Origin of the sequence: Acinetobacter lactucae, assembly GCF_013122135.1 — a bacterium.
In the GTDB taxonomy this organism is placed as follows: domain Bacteria; phylum Pseudomonadota; class Gammaproteobacteria; order Pseudomonadales; family Moraxellaceae; genus Acinetobacter; species Acinetobacter lactucae.
Map to the genome: position 1 here is coordinate 1,284,333 of NZ_CP053391.1, position 18,743 is coordinate 1,303,075.

At 38.9% G+C, this 18,743-nt stretch carries 16 protein-coding genes; 9 read left to right on the forward strand and 7 right to left on the reverse strand.

The genetic code is table 11. The annotated features are described in order from the left end of the window. Positions 1 to 10 precede the first annotated feature (10 nt). Entirely contained in the window at positions 11 to 181 is a 171-nt protein-coding gene (gene hemP, locus HLV59_RS05935; RefSeq protein ID WP_002118129.1) for a hemin uptake protein HemP, read from the reverse strand. Positions 182 to 317: 136 nt separating this feature from the next. Between hemP and HLV59_RS05940 the strand changes: the two genes are divergently transcribed. Next, positions 318 to 1,214, forward strand: a complete 897-nt coding sequence (locus tag HLV59_RS05940; protein ID WP_151747648.1) for an NUDIX domain-containing protein — start codon at positions 318 to 320, stop codon at positions 1,212 to 1,214. A gap of 25 nt (positions 1,215 to 1,239) precedes the next feature. On the opposite strand, the gene HLV59_RS05945 is transcribed toward HLV59_RS05940, so the two are convergent. Beyond that, positions 1,240 to 1,788, reverse strand: coding sequence for a tetratricopeptide repeat protein (locus HLV59_RS05945; protein ID WP_151747647.1), 549 nt, complete (start codon positions 1,786 to 1,788; stop codon positions 1,240 to 1,242). A gap of 21 nt (positions 1,789 to 1,809) precedes the next feature. Continuing rightward, positions 1,810 to 4,206, reverse strand: a complete 2,397-nt coding sequence (gene mrcB / locus HLV59_RS05950) for a penicillin-binding protein 1B (RefSeq protein ID WP_016145894.1) — start codon at positions 4,204 to 4,206, stop codon at positions 1,810 to 1,812. Between the two features lie 185 nt (positions 4,207 to 4,391). On the opposite strand from mrcB, the gene HLV59_RS05955 reads away from it, so the two are divergent. Together HLV59_RS05955 and HLV59_RS05960 are read left to right on the forward strand one after the other, a co-directional pair. Next, complete coding sequence (locus HLV59_RS05955) at positions 4,392 to 5,300, forward strand: NAD(+) kinase (RefSeq protein WP_016145893.1); 909 nt, start codon at positions 4,392 to 4,394, stop codon at positions 5,298 to 5,300. After that, positions 5,297 to 5,569, forward strand: coding sequence for a YeaC family protein (locus HLV59_RS05960; RefSeq protein WP_002118245.1), 273 nt, complete (start codon positions 5,297 to 5,299; stop codon positions 5,567 to 5,569). The genes HLV59_RS05955 and HLV59_RS05960 overlap by 4 nt, the downstream gene beginning before the upstream one ends. 200 nt (positions 5,570 to 5,769) lie before the next feature. Here HLV59_RS05960 and HLV59_RS05965 read toward each other — a convergent pair whose 3' ends face one another. Next, complete coding sequence (locus HLV59_RS05965; protein WP_081173207.1) at positions 5,770 to 6,783, reverse strand: glycosyl transferase family protein; 1,014 nt, start codon at positions 6,781 to 6,783, stop codon at positions 5,770 to 5,772. A 504-nt stretch (positions 6,784 to 7,287) separates the two neighbouring features. On the opposite strand from HLV59_RS05965, the gene HLV59_RS05970 reads away from it, so the two are divergent. Beyond that, a complete protein-coding gene (locus tag HLV59_RS05970) occupies positions 7,288 to 8,646 on the forward strand; it encodes a dicarboxylate/amino acid:cation symporter (RefSeq protein ID WP_016145891.1) in 1,359 nt (452 codons plus the stop codon). A 164-nt stretch (positions 8,647 to 8,810) separates the two neighbouring features. Next, positions 8,811 to 9,956: an acyl-CoA dehydrogenase family protein gene (locus tag HLV59_RS05975; protein ID WP_057105903.1), complete on the forward strand. Its 1,146-nt coding sequence runs from the start codon at positions 8,811 to 8,813 to the stop codon at positions 9,954 to 9,956. Between the two features lie 45 nt (positions 9,957 to 10,001). On the opposite strand, the gene HLV59_RS05980 is transcribed toward HLV59_RS05975, so the two are convergent. Together HLV59_RS05980 and HLV59_RS05985 are read right to left on the reverse strand one after the other, a co-directional pair. Then, a complete protein-coding gene (locus HLV59_RS05980) occupies positions 10,002 to 10,628 on the reverse strand; it encodes a hypothetical protein (RefSeq protein ID WP_151747645.1) in 627 nt (208 codons plus the stop codon). Positions 10,629 to 10,716: 88 nt separating this feature from the next. Further along, positions 10,717 to 11,661: an alpha/beta hydrolase gene (locus HLV59_RS05985; RefSeq protein WP_151747644.1), complete on the reverse strand. Its 945-nt coding sequence runs from the start codon at positions 11,659 to 11,661 to the stop codon at positions 10,717 to 10,719. A gap of 184 nt (positions 11,662 to 11,845) precedes the next feature. Here HLV59_RS05985 and pheA point away from each other — a divergent pair, with 184 nt between their 5' ends. From pheA to HLV59_RS06005, 4 genes are all read left to right on the forward strand, one after another. Continuing rightward, positions 11,846 to 12,955 (forward strand): prephenate dehydratase, encoded by a 1,110-nt coding sequence (pheA, locus tag HLV59_RS05990; protein ID WP_002049199.1) that lies wholly within the window; start codon positions 11,846 to 11,848, stop codon positions 12,953 to 12,955. Between the two features lie 107 nt (positions 12,956 to 13,062). Then, positions 13,063 to 15,309, forward strand: a complete 2,247-nt coding sequence (locus HLV59_RS05995) for a bifunctional prephenate dehydrogenase/3-phosphoshikimate 1-carboxyvinyltransferase (protein ID WP_171429536.1) — start codon at positions 13,063 to 13,065, stop codon at positions 15,307 to 15,309. Between the two features lie 127 nt (positions 15,310 to 15,436). Continuing rightward, positions 15,437 to 15,820 carry a hypothetical protein gene (locus tag HLV59_RS06000; RefSeq protein WP_005068294.1) on the forward strand — a complete coding sequence of 128 codons (384 nt, stop codon included), beginning with the start codon at positions 15,437 to 15,439 and terminating at the stop codon, positions 15,818 to 15,820. Between the two features lie 170 nt (positions 15,821 to 15,990). Then, positions 15,991 to 17,451, forward strand: coding sequence for an aminoacyl-histidine dipeptidase (locus tag HLV59_RS06005; RefSeq protein ID WP_171429537.1), 1,461 nt, complete (start codon positions 15,991 to 15,993; stop codon positions 17,449 to 17,451). 35 nt (positions 17,452 to 17,486) lie between these two features. Here HLV59_RS06005 and rtcA read toward each other — a convergent pair whose 3' ends face one another. Next, a complete protein-coding gene (gene rtcA / locus HLV59_RS06010) occupies positions 17,487 to 18,533 on the reverse strand; it encodes an RNA 3'-terminal phosphate cyclase (RefSeq protein WP_171429538.1) in 1,047 nt (348 codons plus the stop codon). Positions 18,534 to 18,743 lie beyond the last annotated feature (210 nt).

The following is an 18,743-nucleotide window of genomic DNA, read 5'->3' on the forward strand; positions in this document are numbered from 1 at the left end:
AGTATATTTTTTATTTAGTTAAAATTAGACGATTGTTGCGAGTGAGGCGTAAACGATATTCCTCGCCAGCATGCATAATGCGGATTTCACGGCCTAATGCAAAGAGGTTGTTAGAATGTAACATTGGTAAGGCGTGAGCTGTGTCATTGTTACGAGTAAATAAGCTAAAAGGTGCGTTCATTTGTTGTGCTCCGTGGTATGTTCTTGAACGATTTAAATGATAATCATTATCGAATAGATCTGTCAATGGAATTTTTAAGATTTTATAAATTGATAAAATTTGCTTACACTTGAGAAAAGTTTTAGAGAGTAAAAAAATGCCCAAACCGATTGTTGATGTCGCAATAGCCATCTTAATTCATCGTGGAAAAATATTAGTAGGATGGCGCCAAGAAGAGCAGCATCAAGGTGGAAAGCATGAGTTTCCAGGGGGGAAAGTTGAGCAGGGTGAAACACCAGAAGATGCCTGCCGCCGTGAAATCTATGAAGAAGTGGGCATTGGTTTAAAAGATTGGTATCAGTTTGATTATATTCATCATGAGTATGACGATATTATCGTCAATTTACATTTATTCCATAGTTATGTGCCTGATGAACTATTAAATCTTATTCATCAACCATGGGCATGGTACACACGTGAACAATTACTTCACTTAAACTTTCCAAAAGCGAATAAAGACATTATAAAACGACTCTATTGGCCTCATCTCATCAAAATTAGCAATACGCTTTCAACGGTAGAAAGCAGTGATGCTTTATTGTACTGGCGTATCGAAGAATTTGAGCAGCAATATATAGAGCAATTAACTGCTTTAGATGAAGAGCAACGATCAAATTTAATTATTAATGTAGATATGTGGCAGCAATTAAGCTCTGAATTACAAAAACAGATTAAGACTGTTCATTTAAAACAATCTCAGCTCATGAATTTGCATAAAGGTGACTTGGAAGTGGGAGTACGTTTTATTGCCGCTTGTCATGATGCTGTTTCTTTAAAACAGGCTCAGCAGATTGGTTGTGATGCTGTTTTTATTAGCCCTGTAAAGCCAACTACAACTCATTCAGAGGCTATAGCATTGGGTTGGGAACGTTTTAGTGATCTTGCTCAAAATAGCCAGATTCCGGTTTTTGCTTTGGGTGGAGTACATCCTGACGATTTAACTATTGCACAGCAGCATGGTGCATATGGTTTAGCCGGTATTCGTAATTTCTAATAAGAAAATAAATAAGCATTAAAAGCTAGAGAGCTTTTAATGCTTGCTGGGCTTCTTGAACAGTTTTTTGATTATTGCGTTGTTGCCCAGCTTTTAAGATGACCAACCAAAGCTGTTTTTTCATAGCCTGACTTTGAGCAAAACTTAAACCACGTCGTGCTAAAGACTCAGCATTAGAATATTGCTGTTTATGATTTGCCGTAAGTGCAAGAAACAAATAGGTCTCCGCCGCTTGTGGTGCTAAACGCTGGGCTTGAAGTGCATAGCGCTCAGCCTCTGACCATTGTTGATTTTTATAAGCCTGCTGTGTTTTCTGCATTAAAATTTTAAATGCAGGTAACTGACTGCCATCATCACTAAAATGTTGAGGCTTTTTTTGCTGAGGAACAATGACCTGTAAATTTTTGCGTTGAATTTCCGGATGGTCATAAGGCGTAATTTTTACGCCTGATGAATTTTCTGTCTTTTTGGCTGGAGGAGTAGGTGTTTTCTCTTTGGAGTCAGAACGATCTGGCAAAGTTGTACAGCCGACCATAAGAATAGCACCAATATAAAAAACACCTTTCTTCAACATATCCTAATTTCCTGTTAACGCTTAGTTGTTATAACTACCACTTGAAATTACACGTGAGTTATTTGCCAGATCTTGTTCCATCTGGTTTTCACTTTCACGAATATAGCTGTCGGTATTATCATCCTGAGAGTCAGGAATTGTGTTATCACTTTGTGGCGTATATGTTGGATCAACTTGATAATAAGGCGCTCCACATGGCGTAGCACGATGCGGAACCGTATGTGTTAGCATCGGGATATACATTGCACCATCACAAGCTTGTGCAGATAAATCACCCGTTGCACGGTCAATCCATTGCCACTGTACAGTGTCTGGTTGACGTAGATTTACAGGCGTTTGACGTAATTGTTTCATCACATTAATCCATACTGGCAATGCACCAGATGAACCCGTTAAGCCAGTCACTTTGTTATCATCTAAACCTAACCACACTACAGCAACGTGATTACCAGAGTAACCCGCAAACCATGAGTCACGTGTATCGTTAGTTGTACCTGATTTACCTGCCAACTTTAAAGCTGGAGATAAGCTGTTGTAAGCTGCACGACCAGTACCTGAAGACATGACCTGTTGTAGACCATAATTCATGATGTAGCCGACAGACGGATCAATCGTTTGTTGAACATTCAGGCCATAACGGTCAAGGAGGCGACCATTGGCATCTACGACAGATCGGATCGCACGTGTTGGATATTTAAAACCACCCGTAGCAAAGTTCTCATAAATTCCTAATACTTCCATTGGTGACATATTGACTGCCCCAAGGAAAATAGAAGGGTAGGCAGGAATCGTTGATTCAACACCAAACTTTCTTAAATTATTAGTAAAAGTTGATAAACCAAATTCTTGACCCATGCGTACAGCAGATAGGTTATATGAGTTTGCTAATGCTTCACTCAAGCTGACTACACCATGTCCACCACCACTATAGTTTTTAGGTGTCCAACTTTTGCCACCATCTACAGGAATACTAATTGGTGCGTCTTCAATTTGACTTGCCCAGTTGTAGCGTCCAGATTCAATAGCGCTTAAATAAATCACAGGTTTCAGTAAAGAACCGACTTGGCGTTTTGCATCCACAGCACGGTTAAAACCAGTAAAGTCTTGAGTAGAACCAACTGCAGCAACTAGCTCGCCGTTTTCTGGATGGGCAATCAGTACAGCACCTTGTAAATTTTTCAAACGTGCTGGGTTGCTGTTTGCTAGGCGGTCTACTGAAGCTTTAAAAGCATTTTGAACTTGTGTTTGAGTAATCGGATCTAAAGTCGTAAAAATACGTAAGCCCTGATTGGTTAAATCACTTTCTTGATATTCTGTACGTAATTGACGACGCACAATATCTAAAAAGTCAGGGAATTTTGCAGGACCTAAACTTGGCTTACTTAACACATTTAAAGGACGCGCAATTTCATCTTCATATTCAGCCTGAGTTAAATAACCCATAACACGCATATTATTTAACACGGTATCGCGGCGTTTTTTTGCACCTTCTGGATTTTTCCAAGGATTATACAAAGAAGGACCTTGTACTAAACCGACTAAATAAGCTTGTTGTGCAACGCTAAGCTCACGTAGTGGTAAGCCAAAATAAAATTGAGAAGCCAAACCATAGCCATTAATTGAGTAGCTACCATTTTGGCCTAGATTCACTTCATTTAAATAGGCTTCTAAAATTTCATCTTTGCTGTAATGCAGCTCGATGAGTAAAGCCATTAATGCTTCATTAACTTTACGTTTTAACGTGCGTTCAGGTGTGAGGTAGAAGTTTTTAACTAATTGTTGAGTCAGGGTTGAGCCACCTTGGCGCTTTCCGCCTGTAACATTACTCACTAATGCGCGGGCAGTACCACGAATCGAAACCCCATGATGATGATAGAAATTACGATCTTCTGTTGAAATTAAGGCTTCAATAAGTGGTTTAGGAACGTTATTTAATTTAATAAGCACACGGTCTTCATTGTGTTGAGGATAGATTCCTCCAATGAGAAGGGGCTCTAATCGTGCAACACCTGTTGAGGATGGCTTTGTACTTCGAACTTCAACCACCTGATCGTTCGCAAAACTTAACTCTAGTACTTGTTCGGGCTCAACACTGTCGCCGTAATCAAAACCACGCGTATGGATATACATATTGCTACCCTGAGCAACATAAGTTCCAGACTTGTCATAATTACTTGAAGTTTTGTAACCCAAGAGTTTTAATTCTTGAGTGAAATTTGCTTGGGTAATAGGCGCGTTATTATAAATTTCTAAAGGACGTGCAAACACTTTGGCGGGGATATCCCACCGTTGTCCTTCAAATTTTTCACGGATAATATTATCTAAACGAATCAGATAGATACTAAGAGCAATAAAAGCACCAATGACCAAAATGGAAAAGATTAGTGCAAAGAAACCGATACCACGTTCAAACTTCATAAAGATGAGATAAAACCCTAACAATGCCTGTAATGATGCGATAGCTTGTCATCAATTTGCAATGATAAAACTGTGAATAATTGGAAAACTTAGATTGAATTTTACAGCATCTTGTTGTTATGTTTTTTTAAATTAATCAGGTTAATGTTATTATAGCCCAGTATCGCAGCGGAGCTTACTCATTCGTGCAAATTTCACATAAGTCCTTCAGAAACGTCGGGTTAATCGGTCGACCAGATAAATCATCAGTAGTAGAAACACTATGTTTAATTCATGATCATTTGTTGAACCTAGGCTTAAACCCCATTTTTGATCAGGAAACTGCTGAATTAGTGCCTTATGATCATGCACAGGTAGTAAGCCGTCATTTACTGGGGGAAGTTGCGGATTTAGTAATAGTTGTAGGGGGGGATGGTTCTTTACTCCATGCTGCTAGAGCTTTAGTTCGCTATAATACGCCTGTTATTGGCATTAACCGTGGGCGATTAGGTTTTTTAACTGATATCAAACCTTCAGAAGCTATTTTCAAACTTGACCAAGTACTTCAAGGGCATTTTCAACTTGATCGTCGTTTCTTACTGGAAATGGAAGTAAGAACAAATGGTGAAGTCATTTATGATGCGATTGCATTAAACGATGTCGTTTTACACTCGGGCAAATCGGTACACATGATTGATTTCGAGCTTAACATTGATGGTCAATATGTTTATCGCCAACATAGTGACGGTTTAATTGTTTCTACTCCAACTGGATCAACGGCTTATGCATTGTCAGGTGGTGGACCAATTTTACATCCAAGTATGGATGCGATTGCATTAGTTCCAATGCATCCCCATACATTGTCATCACGTCCTATCGTAGTCGGTGGTCAAAGCGAAATTAAAATCGTTATTCGCGAAAATAGGGTGTTACCAATGGTGAGTGCAGATGGTCAACATAGTGTCTCGCTCAATGTTGGAGACAGTTTACACATTCGTAAACACCCATTTAAACTAAGTTTATTGCATCCACCAGGTTATGATTTCTATATGGCCTGCCGTACCAAACTTGGTTGGAACCAAGATTTTGAATCTTTTCAAAGAGATGAATCATGAATATTGAACAAATGCTATCTGTTTTAAACCCTGAAATTGTAGAGCGTTTAAAAACAGCAGTAGAAATTGGTAAATGGCCAAATGGCGTTGTTTTAACAAAAGAGCAGCGTGAGACTTGTATGCAAGCTGTGATTGCTTGGGAGTTAAAGAACTTACCAGAAGATCAGCGTAGCGGTTATATTGACCGTGGAACAAAAGAAGAAGGTGAAGAATGTGATGATGATCATCACAAGCATGAACCAGAGTTTAAACCGATTCGTTTTGTTTAAAACTTATAAGACAGAAAAATTATTTTTGGTTATTCCATACAGCCTTATATAGGATGTTTTTCATAAGTTATAGCATATAGGCTTTTATTACTTTTGAAGGATCAAAAGTAACCAAAAATCCTCTGTATCACTGACGATACTTCCTGTATCGCAGTGATACGGTCGACATCCATGTCGACCTTCACGATAGCATTTGTTAACTACGAATTAAGATTGCTTAAATTTCGTGTATCCCATAACACTTTTGCTTTTTGCATCGCTTCTTCAAAATTAGCAACAACTCCCATGGTATATAGCGCGATTCCGATGGTTTCTGTTACGGCCATTTCTCCATATTCATGGTGCTGTTGACCAAGCCATACTGCCTTAAAAGTAGCTAAATCTAGCTCTTCTTCAATTGGGCTTCGCTCAGGTGTGAGCTTTGGCAACTCATGTTCATAGAGCTCACCATTTTTAATACCACAAATGAGTGTTTTGGCATCTGGGTTTCGCTCAAATTCACCACCTTCACCTTTAATGACGGCACTATTTTGATAGCCTAAGCGCAATGCACTATGTTGATGAGAGGTTCTATAAGCTGGATGGAATATCGCCTGTAAAGTGGCTTTAGCATTAAAAGGATTAATTAAACGGGCCAAAGTATGAATAGGCGAACGCAATCCCATGACATTTCTTAGAGATATCAATTCGCTTAAAACTGGTGAAATCACGTCTAGCGGTAAGTAAGCAAAATTTTGCTCTGCTAACTGTGTACGAACTTCTTGTTCAGAATGGCAAATTTGATAATCAAGATATTCTAAAACTTGCTCGGTATAAACACGGTTAAGCGTATGACCTGACGCGCCATGCATAACAATCTTATGACCATGCTGGGCAAGTGTAAGAGCGGCTAACAAAAACCATGGATAGTGTTTTCGTTTACCTGCATAAGATGACCAATCTAAGTCAACGTCTAAAGGTCCAAAATGAAGCTGGTCTTTAGTCGCTTGAACGAAACCTGCGAGTTCTTCGATAGATTCCTCTTTAACCCGAAGTAGCATTAAAAATGCGCCCAGTTGAACGTCTAATACTTCACCTTTTAAAATCATAGTGAATGCTTGATAGGCTTCTTCATAACTTAAAGAGCGCGATCCGGTTTTCCCCTTACCTAAAATGCGGACATATTGAGCAAAGGGGTGTTCAGCATCTTTATAGATATTACGTTTAGTATTCATCGTAGTTCAAAAACAATAAAAATGATGGGATGTAGGCAGCTCAAAATGAAATGTCCACAAGTATTTAATCAATATGACATAAAAAGCTGCTGAAAAAATATCAAAAGTGTTTCTTATACTAAAGTCTTAGGGCTGCCTGAGTGTTTTTTATGCATATTAGCCAAAAAATTAACCGAATCGTTATTTAATTCGAGTAAACTTTCCCGTGCTTTTTTGAGCATTCATATCATAATTTTATGTGATTCTCCTATATCTTCAGCTTTTTATTGAAAAAGTAAGAGGTTATTTCTAGCTACTCAAAGTGGTTAGAAACTTCAGGTATTCTCCTGTTTTAGAAAGCATCTATTTTGTTTTCATTGAGGTAGTAGGAAGGTTTTTTGTTCACAAAAAACCATTTCCCTTTTGCGGTGTTAATGTGAAAGGTTAGGGCTGTGTATTCGTAAAGAATAGACGTTTCATTTTGGTATTTCCAACGGACTTGGAAATATAGATTGAAGTAAAGTTATGGCTAAAAAACCGATTTATAAATCACTTTATTTTCAGGTGATTATTGCGATTATTGCGGGTATCTTGGTAGGACATTTTTCTCCAAGCTCCACGCAAATTGTCAATGGTGTTGAACAACATATCCCAGGTTTAGGTGAGAAACTCAAGCCATTAGGTGATGCCTTTATCCGTTTGATCAAGATGATCATCGCTCCAGTTATTTTCTGTACCGTTGTAAGCGGTATTGCTGGCATGGAAAGCATGAAGTCAGTCGGAAAAACTGGTGGCGTTGCATTGTTATACTTTGAAATCGTTTCAACAATTGCACTTCTAATTGGCCTTGTTGTAATTAACATTGCTAAACCGGGTGTAGGGATGAATGTTGACCCTACTACTCTTGATACTTCGGGCATTCAAAAATACGTCAGTTCTGGTGAGTCACAATCTACCATTGATTTCTTAATGCACATTATCCCTGATACGGTGGTTGGTGCATTTGCAAATGGTGAAATCTTACAAGTCCTTCTTTTTGCAATTCTGTTTGGTTTTGCTTTACATAAGTTAGGTGATGCAGGACGCCCAGTTTTAAAATTTATTGATCAAGTTGCACATGTTTTCTTTAACATTGTGAATATGGTCATGAAATTGGCTCCGATTGGTGCATTCGGTGCGATGGCATTCACTATCGGTAAATATGGCGTTGGTTCACTTGTACAATTAGGGCAGCTCATTATCTGCTTCTATATCACGTGCTTACTCTTTATCTTCTTAATTTTGGGTACAATCAGCCGTATTAGTGGATTCAGTATCCTTAAGATGATTCGCCTGATTCGTGAAGAGTTGTTAATTGTACTTGGTACATCTTCTTCTGAATCTGTTTTGCCTCGCATGTTACGTAAACTTGAAATTGCAGGTTGTGAAAAGTCTGTAGTTGGTTTGGTTATTCCAACAGGTTATTCGTTTAACCTTGATGGTACATCAATTTATTTGACTATGGCCGCAATCTTTATTGCTCAAGCAACAAATACGCAGCTTGATGTTCAGCATCAGATTACTTTATTGTTGGTACTCTTAATTTCATCTAAGGGTGCTGCGGGTGTAACTGGTTCTGGTTTTATTGTTATGGCAGCAACTTTATCTGCTGTAGGACATATTCCTGTTGCAGGCTTGGCATTAATTTTAGGTATTGACCGTTTCATGTCAGAAGCACGTGCATTAACCAATCTTGTTGGTAACTCATTAGCAACGATTGTTGTTGCAAAATGGGTCGGGGCTTTAGATAAAGATAAGCTAAATGAGGCTTTAAATAATCCAGATGAAGTCGACAGAAAAATGATGGAACAAAAAACTCCTCAAGTCGCTGAAGGTTTAGATTAATTCAAATAAACCTATATAAAAAAGGAAGCTTTGGCTTCCTTTTTTTATTGGCTGACTGAAAAGTACAGTTTTAATGAGCGGCTATGTCATGACAGTAGCTTAAAAAATGATTAGCATGCACAGCACTGAGATTCGATAAAACAATAAAGCTGAAGGAAAATATTATGTTGGCATACGATGCAGATTTAGAATTATTCCGGGATAATTTTAAACGTTTTATGAATGAGCATATTGCACCGCAATACGACCAATGGGAACGCGAAGGAATTATGCCTCGCTCTGTCTGGAATCAACTGGGCGAAAATGGCTTTTTATGTGTGGATGTTCCAGAAGAATACGGTGGTTATGGTGTGCCAACCTATTATTCATTGATGTTAGTTGAAGAATCGGCACGTGCTGGATTCTGTGCATTATCAACAGCGATTTCTTGTCACTCTGAAATTGCAGCACCGTATATTTTGCACATCGGTACAGAAGAGCAAAAACAATATTGGTTACCAAAAATGGTAACAGGTGAGGTGGTTGGTGCAATAGGTATGACGGAACCAGGAGCGGGTTCGGATTTACAATCAATGCGTACTAGCGCCATTTTGCAAGACGACCATTATTTATTAAATGGTTCAAAAACCTTTATTTCAAATGGACAGCATGCTGATCTTGTTGTGCTTGCAGTGAAAACTGATCCTCAAGCGCGTGCAAAAGGCGTGTCATTATTATTGGCAGATACTCATCTGGAAGGCTTTAAAAAAGGCACAAATCTCGACAAAATCGGTCTGCATTCTCAAGATACTTCTGAACTATTTTTTGACAATGTAAAAGTGCCTAAAGACCAGTTACTCGGTCAAGCTGGGCAAGGTTTTGCTTACTTAATGCAAGAGTTACCTCGTGAACGTACAGCCATTGCATCTACTGCAATTGGTGCTATTCGTGGTGCAATTGATTTGGCAACTGCTTATGTAAAAGAACGTCATGCATTTGGCCAACCCATTTCACAGTTCCAAAATACTCGTTTTGTTTTAGCACAAGCAAAAATTGATGAGCTTGCTACAGCGGCTTTTTATGAGAGAAATGTTGCTCTATATCAAGAAGGTAAGCTAGATGTTGAGACAGCTGCAGCACTTAAAAGTTTCAGCACTGACATGCAAATGAAAGTCGCCGATAACTTGCTGCAACTCTTTGGTGGTTATGGTTATATGACTGAATATCCAATTTCACGTTTCTTTGTAGATGCCCGTATCCAACGTATTTACGGTGGTACAAATGAAATTATGAAAGAAATCGTAGCACGTGGATTAATTGGCAAAGCCTAATTAAGCAGATTAAAAACAGCCTGTCTTAGAACAGGTTGTTTTTAACTATTTAGTCTTCTGTTGAATGATAGGATAGTCTTGTTGTTTTGGTAATTGCTGTAATGCATGATTTATCTTTCTTAAAAACTCATCTGCTTCATCTTGATGAAATGAATCTTCAGTGTATGCACTACGTTCTTGAAAGACGACACCACAACCAGTTATTTTCATATTTTCAGGATTAAATGACCAGTCATTTGGATTCTTTAAGTTAATGTTTAAATCACTTTCACAGCTTTTCCATAAACGTAAAAACTCATTTGATAATTCTGCTTTAAATCCTCGTGCTGGATAGACTGAGAAGCCTTTCATTTCGGGATTAGAAAACTGTATAAACATGTCTACTGGCATACCGCCCCAAATGATTGCTGTATCTTCTGGTAAAGTAATGCCTGATAAATTTTTCTCTTTTAAAGCATGTGTTTGCTCAAATTTCTGTCTGAAATTTTGGGACTGATAAGTCAGCTTGGTTTGGGGTGGGACTGGAATACCACGAACTTGATTACTGACAGTCGTCCTATAGTACGGAGAATTATCAGTACCATTGCATCCTGCGATTAAGGGACAACCGCCACAACCCGTTAAACTAAAACTTGTAAGACCCAGTAGGCCTAAAACAATAATTTTATTCATTCTATTTTACTATTGTTATGACGTCTTTAGGTAGTATAGCTAATCTAGACATTGAGACGAACTGAGCTTTTAAGAATCGAGTAAGTTTTTATTGGGCTGTCTTCTGCTTCTGCTCATCAAATAAAGATTTACAGCTTTCTAAATTTTGACATGAAGCAAACATAAGCGCTTTGGGTAAACTCGCATACAAATTTGTAATGTGTTGTTCAGCCGGGTTATAAAAATGCCAATAACTAAATTGATCTGAACGCTTTTCTTCTAAAGCTTTAAAGAAATCTGTTTCATTAAATTTATTGTTGAGTTGAGTGCGAGGGCCGCCTTGCTCATGTGTACCGACTGTAGTCATGAGCAAAGGGAAATGATTTGGCTTCTGACTTTGCCAATGATTTAACTGCTGAAATAACATGCCTTGGTCAAACCAGAGAGAAGGGCTTGCAGCAAAGTAACGCTGAAATGCATCTGGCTTTTGAAAAAAATGATAAAGCACAAACAAGCCACCAAAAGAGTGCCCATAGAGGCTTTGTTGCTGGCTATTAATTGGAAATTGTTTTGCAATAGCAGGTTTGAGTTCGCTATTTAAAAAAGCAATAAACTGATCAGCACCACCATATTTATATTTACCTTGTGCTTGAAATTCAGCAGAAGATTTTGGAGTGTAATCATAAGCACGTTTTTGCACATCAAAAGTTTTTTGCTGAGGGTAACCAACCGCGACGATCATGAGTGGGTCTAGGCCTAATTTTGCAGAACCAGCGCCAATCGATTGAGCAATATTGGCAGCATTTGGAAATGTGGCATTGCCATCTAAAATATAAAGTACTGGATAACCATGTTGGGGCGGGGTGACAGGTGGTTTATAAATTTGAATAAGATAATCATGGCCTGTATTTTTAGATTTAATTTGAAATTGTGCCTGATTATTTTGAAAAACGATTTTTGATTGATTTTGTACAGACGTTTGAGCCAAAACAGAACAGCTTATTAAAGTACTCAATAAAAAACTAGTAGATAAAAGGAAAAATGATCTTTGCATAATGGGCGATAATAAAATTTATTATACAAATGATAAATGAAAATCATTATCAAATAAAGTAATCAAGAAATGGGAGTAAAAAAGGTTAATGAAAAAAGCTCTTACAGCTATATTGCCTAACAAATCAAAGCAGACTATTGTTATACTCTCGTTCAAAAGATGATTTTACTGAGGCTGCATTCTAATGATCAACGATGATCAAAACAAAACGACTTCTCTTAGTTTGGAACAAATTCGCGAAGATATTGATAGTGTAGATCAACAGATTCAAGAATTATTAAATCGCCGCGCAAGCCTTGCTGAAGCTGTTGCAAAAGCTAAATTTGCTTCCGAAGAGAATCCTTTGTTTTATCGTCCTGAACGTGAAGCACAAGTCTTACGTAAAGTTATGGAACGCAATCAAGGTCCTTTGTCTGATGTAACCATGGCGCGTTTATTCCGTGAAATTATGTCTGCTTGTCTCGCTTTAGAAGCGCCGCAAAGCATTGCGTTTTTAGGGCCAGAAGGTACTTTTACTCAATCTGCTGTACTTAAACACTTTGGTAAAGATGCAGTTGTTCGTCCATTACCCACAATTGATGAAGTGTTTCGTGAAGTAGAAGCGGGAAGTGCACATTACGGCGTGGTTCCAGTCGAAAACTCATCTGAAGGTATTGTGAACCATACTTTAGATTGTTTTAAAACATCGAATTTAAATGTGATTGGTGAAGTTGAATTACGTATTCATCATCAATTCCTAGTCTCTGAAAATACACGTAAAGATAGTATTAAACAGATTTATGCACACCAGCAAACTTTGGCTCAATGTCGTCAATGGTTAGACGCGCATTATCCGGGTGTTGAACGTGTTGCTTTAAATTCAAATGCAGAAGCTGCACGTCGTATTCGCAACGAATGGCACTCAGCAGCGATTGCATCTGATATTGCAGCAGGCATGTATAACCTTGAAATCTTACATAGCAATATTGAAGATAATCCCGAAAATACCACTCGTTTCTTAGTGATTGGTCGTGAAAAGATTCCACAAAGTGGTAATGATAAAACTTCATTATTAATTTCAGCGCATGACCGCGCAGGTGCTTTATTAGAAATTTTAGCGCCTTTTGCAAAACATAATATTAGCTTAACAAGTATTGAGACGCGTCCAGCATTACCTGAAAAATGGGCCTATGTATTCTTTATCGATTTAGAAGGCCATATCGATCAAGAGAATGTTGCTGCGGCAATCAATGATATTCGTCCAATGGTAAAAGAGCTGCGTATTTTAGGTTCTTATCCTGCTGCTGTTCTCTAATTACTCATGTTGGAATAATGACATGTATCAAATAAAACATGTCATTATGCTTAAAAACAAATTGCTCAAAGGTCTAAATAACTTTGAGCAAAAGCAAAGTTGAAGTTATGTCACAACCCCTATTTAAAAAAGTTGCATTTATTGGTTTAGGACTCATCGGGTCGAGTTTAGCTCGCGTTATTGTTGCAGAAAAGTTGGCAACAACTGTTGTTGCATCTACACGCTCACAGAAAACTTTAGAAGATGCAAAATCACTTGGCTTAATACAAGAAGGACTTTCCGATCCTATTGAAGCCGTGAAAGGGGCAGATTTAGTTGTTTTAGCCTTGCCAGTGCGTGCGACACAAAAAGTACTTGAGCAAATTAAACCTTATTTGTCAGAAACCACGATCTTAACCGATGTGGGAAGTACAAAAGGCAATGTGGTTGATGCAGCGAAAGCTGTATTTGGTGAGGACTTACCAGCAGGTTTTGTACCGGGACATCCTATTGCAGGTAGTGAACATACTGGTGTTCATGCAGGTAAAGTTGATCTATTTGCAAATCACAAAGTGATTTTAACGCCGTTACCAACAAGTGCAGAATGGGCAGTTGAGAAACTCATTCAACTTTGGTCAGCAGCGAAAGCTGAAGTTATTTGTATGGATGTTGCCAAGCACGATGAGGTTTTGGCGCATACCAGTCATTTACCGCACTTAATGGCATTTAATTTGGTCGAGCAACTTGCAAACCGTGAAGATAATCTTGATATTTTCCGTTATGCAGCCGGTGGTTTTCGTGATTTTTCGCGTATTGCTGCCAGTGATCCTCAAATGTGGCATGACATTTTCTTTGCCAATAAAACAGCGATATTAAATGCTGTAGATGGCTTCGAAAAACAACTTACCGTACTTAGAAAATTGATTGAAAACGAAGATTCTCATGCATTAATGGGTTTACTCGGTCATGCTCAGGCAGCACGTCAGCATTTCAATCATATGTTAGCCAAAAAACCTTTAATGGAGAAAAATAAGGTGACACAGCAATTCAGTATCTTACCGGGAAATAAGACCTTTAAAGGTAAATTTACCGTACCGGGTGACAAATCTGTGTCACATCGCTCCATTATGTTTGGTGCTATTGCCGAAGGCACGACTCATGTCACTGGCTTCCTTGAAGGTGAAGATGCTTTGGCAACTTTGCAAGCTTTCCGTGATATGGGTGTAAGCATTGAAGGCCCTAAAAATGGGGAAGTGACCATTCATGGCGTGGGCATGCATGGTTTAAAAGCGCCAGCAAGTGCCTTGTATATGGGGAACTCTGGAACGAGCATGCGTTTGCTTTCAGGCATGTTGTCAGCACAAAAATTTGATTCAGTGATGACAGGTGATGCTTCACTTTCTAAACGCCCAATGGAGCGTATTGCTAAACCATTACGTTTAATGGGTGCGCAAATTCAAACGACAGGTGAGAAAGGTACACCACCTGTCAGCATTACGGGTAGCCAGCAATTAAAAGGCATTCAATACGACTTGCCGATGGCGTCTGCTCAAGTGAAGTCGGGTATTTTACTTGCTGGTTTATGGGCTGAAGGTGAAACTTCGGTAACTGAGCCAGAACCAACACGTGACCACACAGAGCGCATGCTTCGTGCATTTGGTTATGATGTTAAAACCGAAGGCAACAAGATTTCTCTTGTTGGTGGAGGCAAACTAGTAGGTACTGATATTCAGGTTCCATCTGATATTTCATCTGCTGCTTTCTTTATGGTGGGTGCTGCAATTACCGAAGGCTCCGATGTTGTTTTGGAAGCTGTAGGTATTAACCCTACACGTACTGGTGTAATTGAAATTTTAAAACAGATGGGTGCCGACCTCACTGTTGAAAATGAACGTATTGCTGGTGGTGAACCTATTGCTGATATCCATATTAAAGGTTCACGCACACTTAAAGGCATTCATATGCCTGAAGACCAAGTACCTTTAGCAATCGATGAATTCCCCGCTCTATTTATTGCAGCAGCTTGTGCCGAAGGTCAAACTGTACTCACTGGTGCAGCAGAGCTTCGGGTGAAAGAATCTGACCGTATTCAAGTTATGGCAGACGGCTTAAAAATCATGGGTATTGACTGTACGCCAACTGATGACGGCATCATTATCGAAGGTAAAGGCAAATCTGGCGATTGGTCACCAATCTTTGCTGGCGGTGAAATCGAATCACATCATGACCACCGTATTGCTATGAGTTTTAGTATGGCGGGGCTTCGTACTTCTGGTCCGATTACAATTCACGGTACTGAAACTGTTGCTACAAGCTTCCCAACTTTCACTGAGTTGGCGAATCGTGCAGGCTTAACAATCGAAGTTAGCCAATAACTTTTTACCTAACACATTTTATAATTGCTAACACAATAGCAACGGCAGCAGCGGGCTAAAGGCTTGGCTGCTGTTTGTTTATTGCTTATGCTAAGCGCAGATAATGATAAAAGTGTTAGGACAAAGGATGAAAAAATTACAATTTATTGCCAGTTGCCCACAACATGGGGTGCTTGATCATCCACCAAATGAATGCCATATCACACAAGAATATGTAGCGGCTTTATTGTTTAAACAATTGGGACATTATGGCTTTGATGCACAACATATTGTGCATGAACATGAAAAAGTAGAAGTCAGTATTGATAATCATCTTTTACCCTTATCTATTACTTGCCAAAAAACAGATCATGAAGGGCATTTGATGTGTGAAATCTCTGCCAATCCTGATGAAGAACAAGACTGGTTTGAGAAAATCGAAACACAAAGCATTATTCGTCAGCTTGCACAGGCCGTTGAAAATAGTTTAAAGGCCGATCACAGCTTTTCAGCATTTGAATGGAAAAACTAAGCACACGATTGTTAAGACTTATTCATGAAGTACGGCTTTTTAGAAAAGTCGTACTATCTCTTTAGATTAAAGATAAAAATACAAAATCTTTCCCGAAATCGCTACCTATCTTTAATGCATTGTGTATATTGAAATTATTACGATATTTACATAATTAGAGTGTGGTTTTCATGACACAAGTTGATATTGCAGCGTTATCTCCTCAAGTGGTTTGGCAGCATTTTCAAACACTTTGCACTATTCCGCGTCCTTCAAAGCATGAGCAGCAACTTCGCCAATTTTTACAGAACTGGGCACAAAGTCGGAATTTAGAAACCTATGTAGATGAGGTCGGTAATTTAATTATCCGTAAGGATGCGACTGCTGGTAAAGAACATGTAGTTGGGGTCATTCTCCAAGGCCATTTAGATATGGTCACGCAAGCTAACACTAGCACGGTACATGACTTCTTTGAAGACCCGATTCGTCCAGTTCTTGAAGATGGCTGGTTAGTTGCCAAAGACACTACATTAGGTGCTGATAATGGCATTGGGGTCGCTTTAGCTTTGGCAGTTTTAGACTCAAATGATATTTCTCATGGGCCAATTGAAGTTCTATTAACAGTTGACGAAGAAGCAGGGATGAGTGGGGCGCGGCTTTTACAGGCAGGTGTGCTAAAAGGAAAATGGTTATTTAATATTGATACGGAAGAGTGGGGTGAATTATATCTGGGTTGTGCTGGCAGTATTGATGTTGAAGTCGAACAAGCACTTACTTATGAACTAATTCCTGAAAATTTGACGGTAGTGAATATTCAGGTTGCTGGTCTTAAAGGGGGCCATTCTGGTGTAGATATTCATTTAGGACGTGGTAATGCCAACGTTATTTTGGCTCGTTTTTTAAATCAGCATTTAGCAAAGCTTGGTGGACACCTTGTTGAATTTACAGGTGGTACCGCTCGTAATGCTTTACCGCGAGAAGCACTAGCAACTATTGCAATTTCGTCTAACCAATTACCTGAATTAGAACAATTACTCTCTGAATATCAAACGACATGGAACAACCAATTACAGGGTATTGATGACAACCTTCAATTAACTATTCAGCCTAATAGTGCTGAAGTAACTGAAGTGATTACTCAACAACAGCAAAACGAATGGTTGCAAGCTTTGGCAACAAGCCCATACGGCGTTGCAAGTATGAGTCAAGCTTTACCGGACGTAGTTGAAACCTCAAACAATATTGGGGTCGTAAAACTAAATCGAGAGGGTGGAAAAGCTGTCTTAATGGTCCGCTCAATGGTGAATCATGAAGCTCAAGATTTTGCAGAAAAAATTCAGACCCATTTTAGTCAATTTAATATCGGCTCTACACTTACTCCGTTAGTATCGGGTTGGACACCAAATCCAGATTCGGCTGCTCTAAAGTGCTTACAGCAAGCATATCAACATGCTTTTAATATTGAACCAAATCTCAAAGTGATTCATGCAGGCTTGGAATGTGGGATTATTGCTGAGCATTATCCACATTTACAGATGGTTTCTTTTGGACCAGATATTCAAGGTGCACATGCACCAGGTGAACGAGTCAAAGTTGATACTGTAGAGAAATGCTGGAAGTTGTTGGTAACAGCTTTAGCATCTGTAGAGTAATTTTTTTATAAATAAGAAGCTCAGTCATGAGCTTCTTAAACTTCGACCTTTACATGAAAATGATTTGGACTTAACTCGGCAAACTCGATTTCACAATTAATAAATTTTTCAATCATGGCTGCTTGAGTACGAGTGTGTTCGCTAATACATTGTGCGGTGAATTCACCACCTTGACCTAAAGCTAAAGGTAGAAGCAATTGATCTGCCAAATACTCATCTACAACAGCCTGCGAAGATAAATATAGATTTACATCTTTTGCTAAATGATCAGCTATTTGCTCTGCACTTTTGCGCATCTCACCTAAAGCTGTAAACAGTTGAGTGTGATATTGATGAGCAACTTTCACATACATTGTATTGCCTTGGCTAATTCCATTTAAATGAAATTGCTGCTGAGAGCTTAAGTTTAGTTTTTTACTTAATGTGGTTAATTCACGTTGTACTATCTGTGCTTCTTCTGAAAGATTTAATACAGCTGCAAAAGCTTCATTGCCTTGCAAAGCACCACGATCTAATAAATTTAAGCTGTTTCGATCTTGCCATGGCTGAACGGTAAACTGAATTTCACCTGCACCAATTGGAAAGAAGCCAGCTTTATTTAGTCTAAAATCGACGTTAATCCCAATCTTCGCTAAAACAGGTAAAAAACAGTGTTCAATAAAATCTGCTGTTGGTGCAAATGGGTTGTGTGTACCCCCCGAAATGGTGAGTTCGGTGGCTTCATTTTGTAATAACAAAACAGGTAGAAGCGTTTGTAAAACCAGTGTGGTACTACCCGCAGAACCGATTTGAAATTGATATTTACCACTTTGAACATGCTGAGGTACGAAATATAGACGTTGGCTATGTAATTCAGCACCCTCTACATAAGCTTGGCTAATTTGTTGAGATGCTTGTACACAAACTAAATGTTGACGCATTAACCCTGGTTTTTTACGTCCTGCACGTATATTAATTAATTCAAACGGCTGGCCTGTAATCATTGAAAGGGCAAGGGCGGTTCTTAAAATCTGTCCACCACCTTCACCTTGTGAGCCATCAATTTGAATGGCTTTTGGCATATTTGCCAAAACTTTATTCACTTCTGTTTTCCTTATTTTCTAATTTAATGAACATACTGTCAGTACATGGTAATGCGAAGTAACGTGTGACTTTGTTTTCGACAAAGGTTTGCTAGGTGCATATTGCTGAGCCTGATAAGTGAATATCGATGCACGGCTCACATGCTGCCATAGTCGCCTGAATTATTTTCAATCCCTCAGATCGGAGTAATGCAGGATCTTGTACTCGCC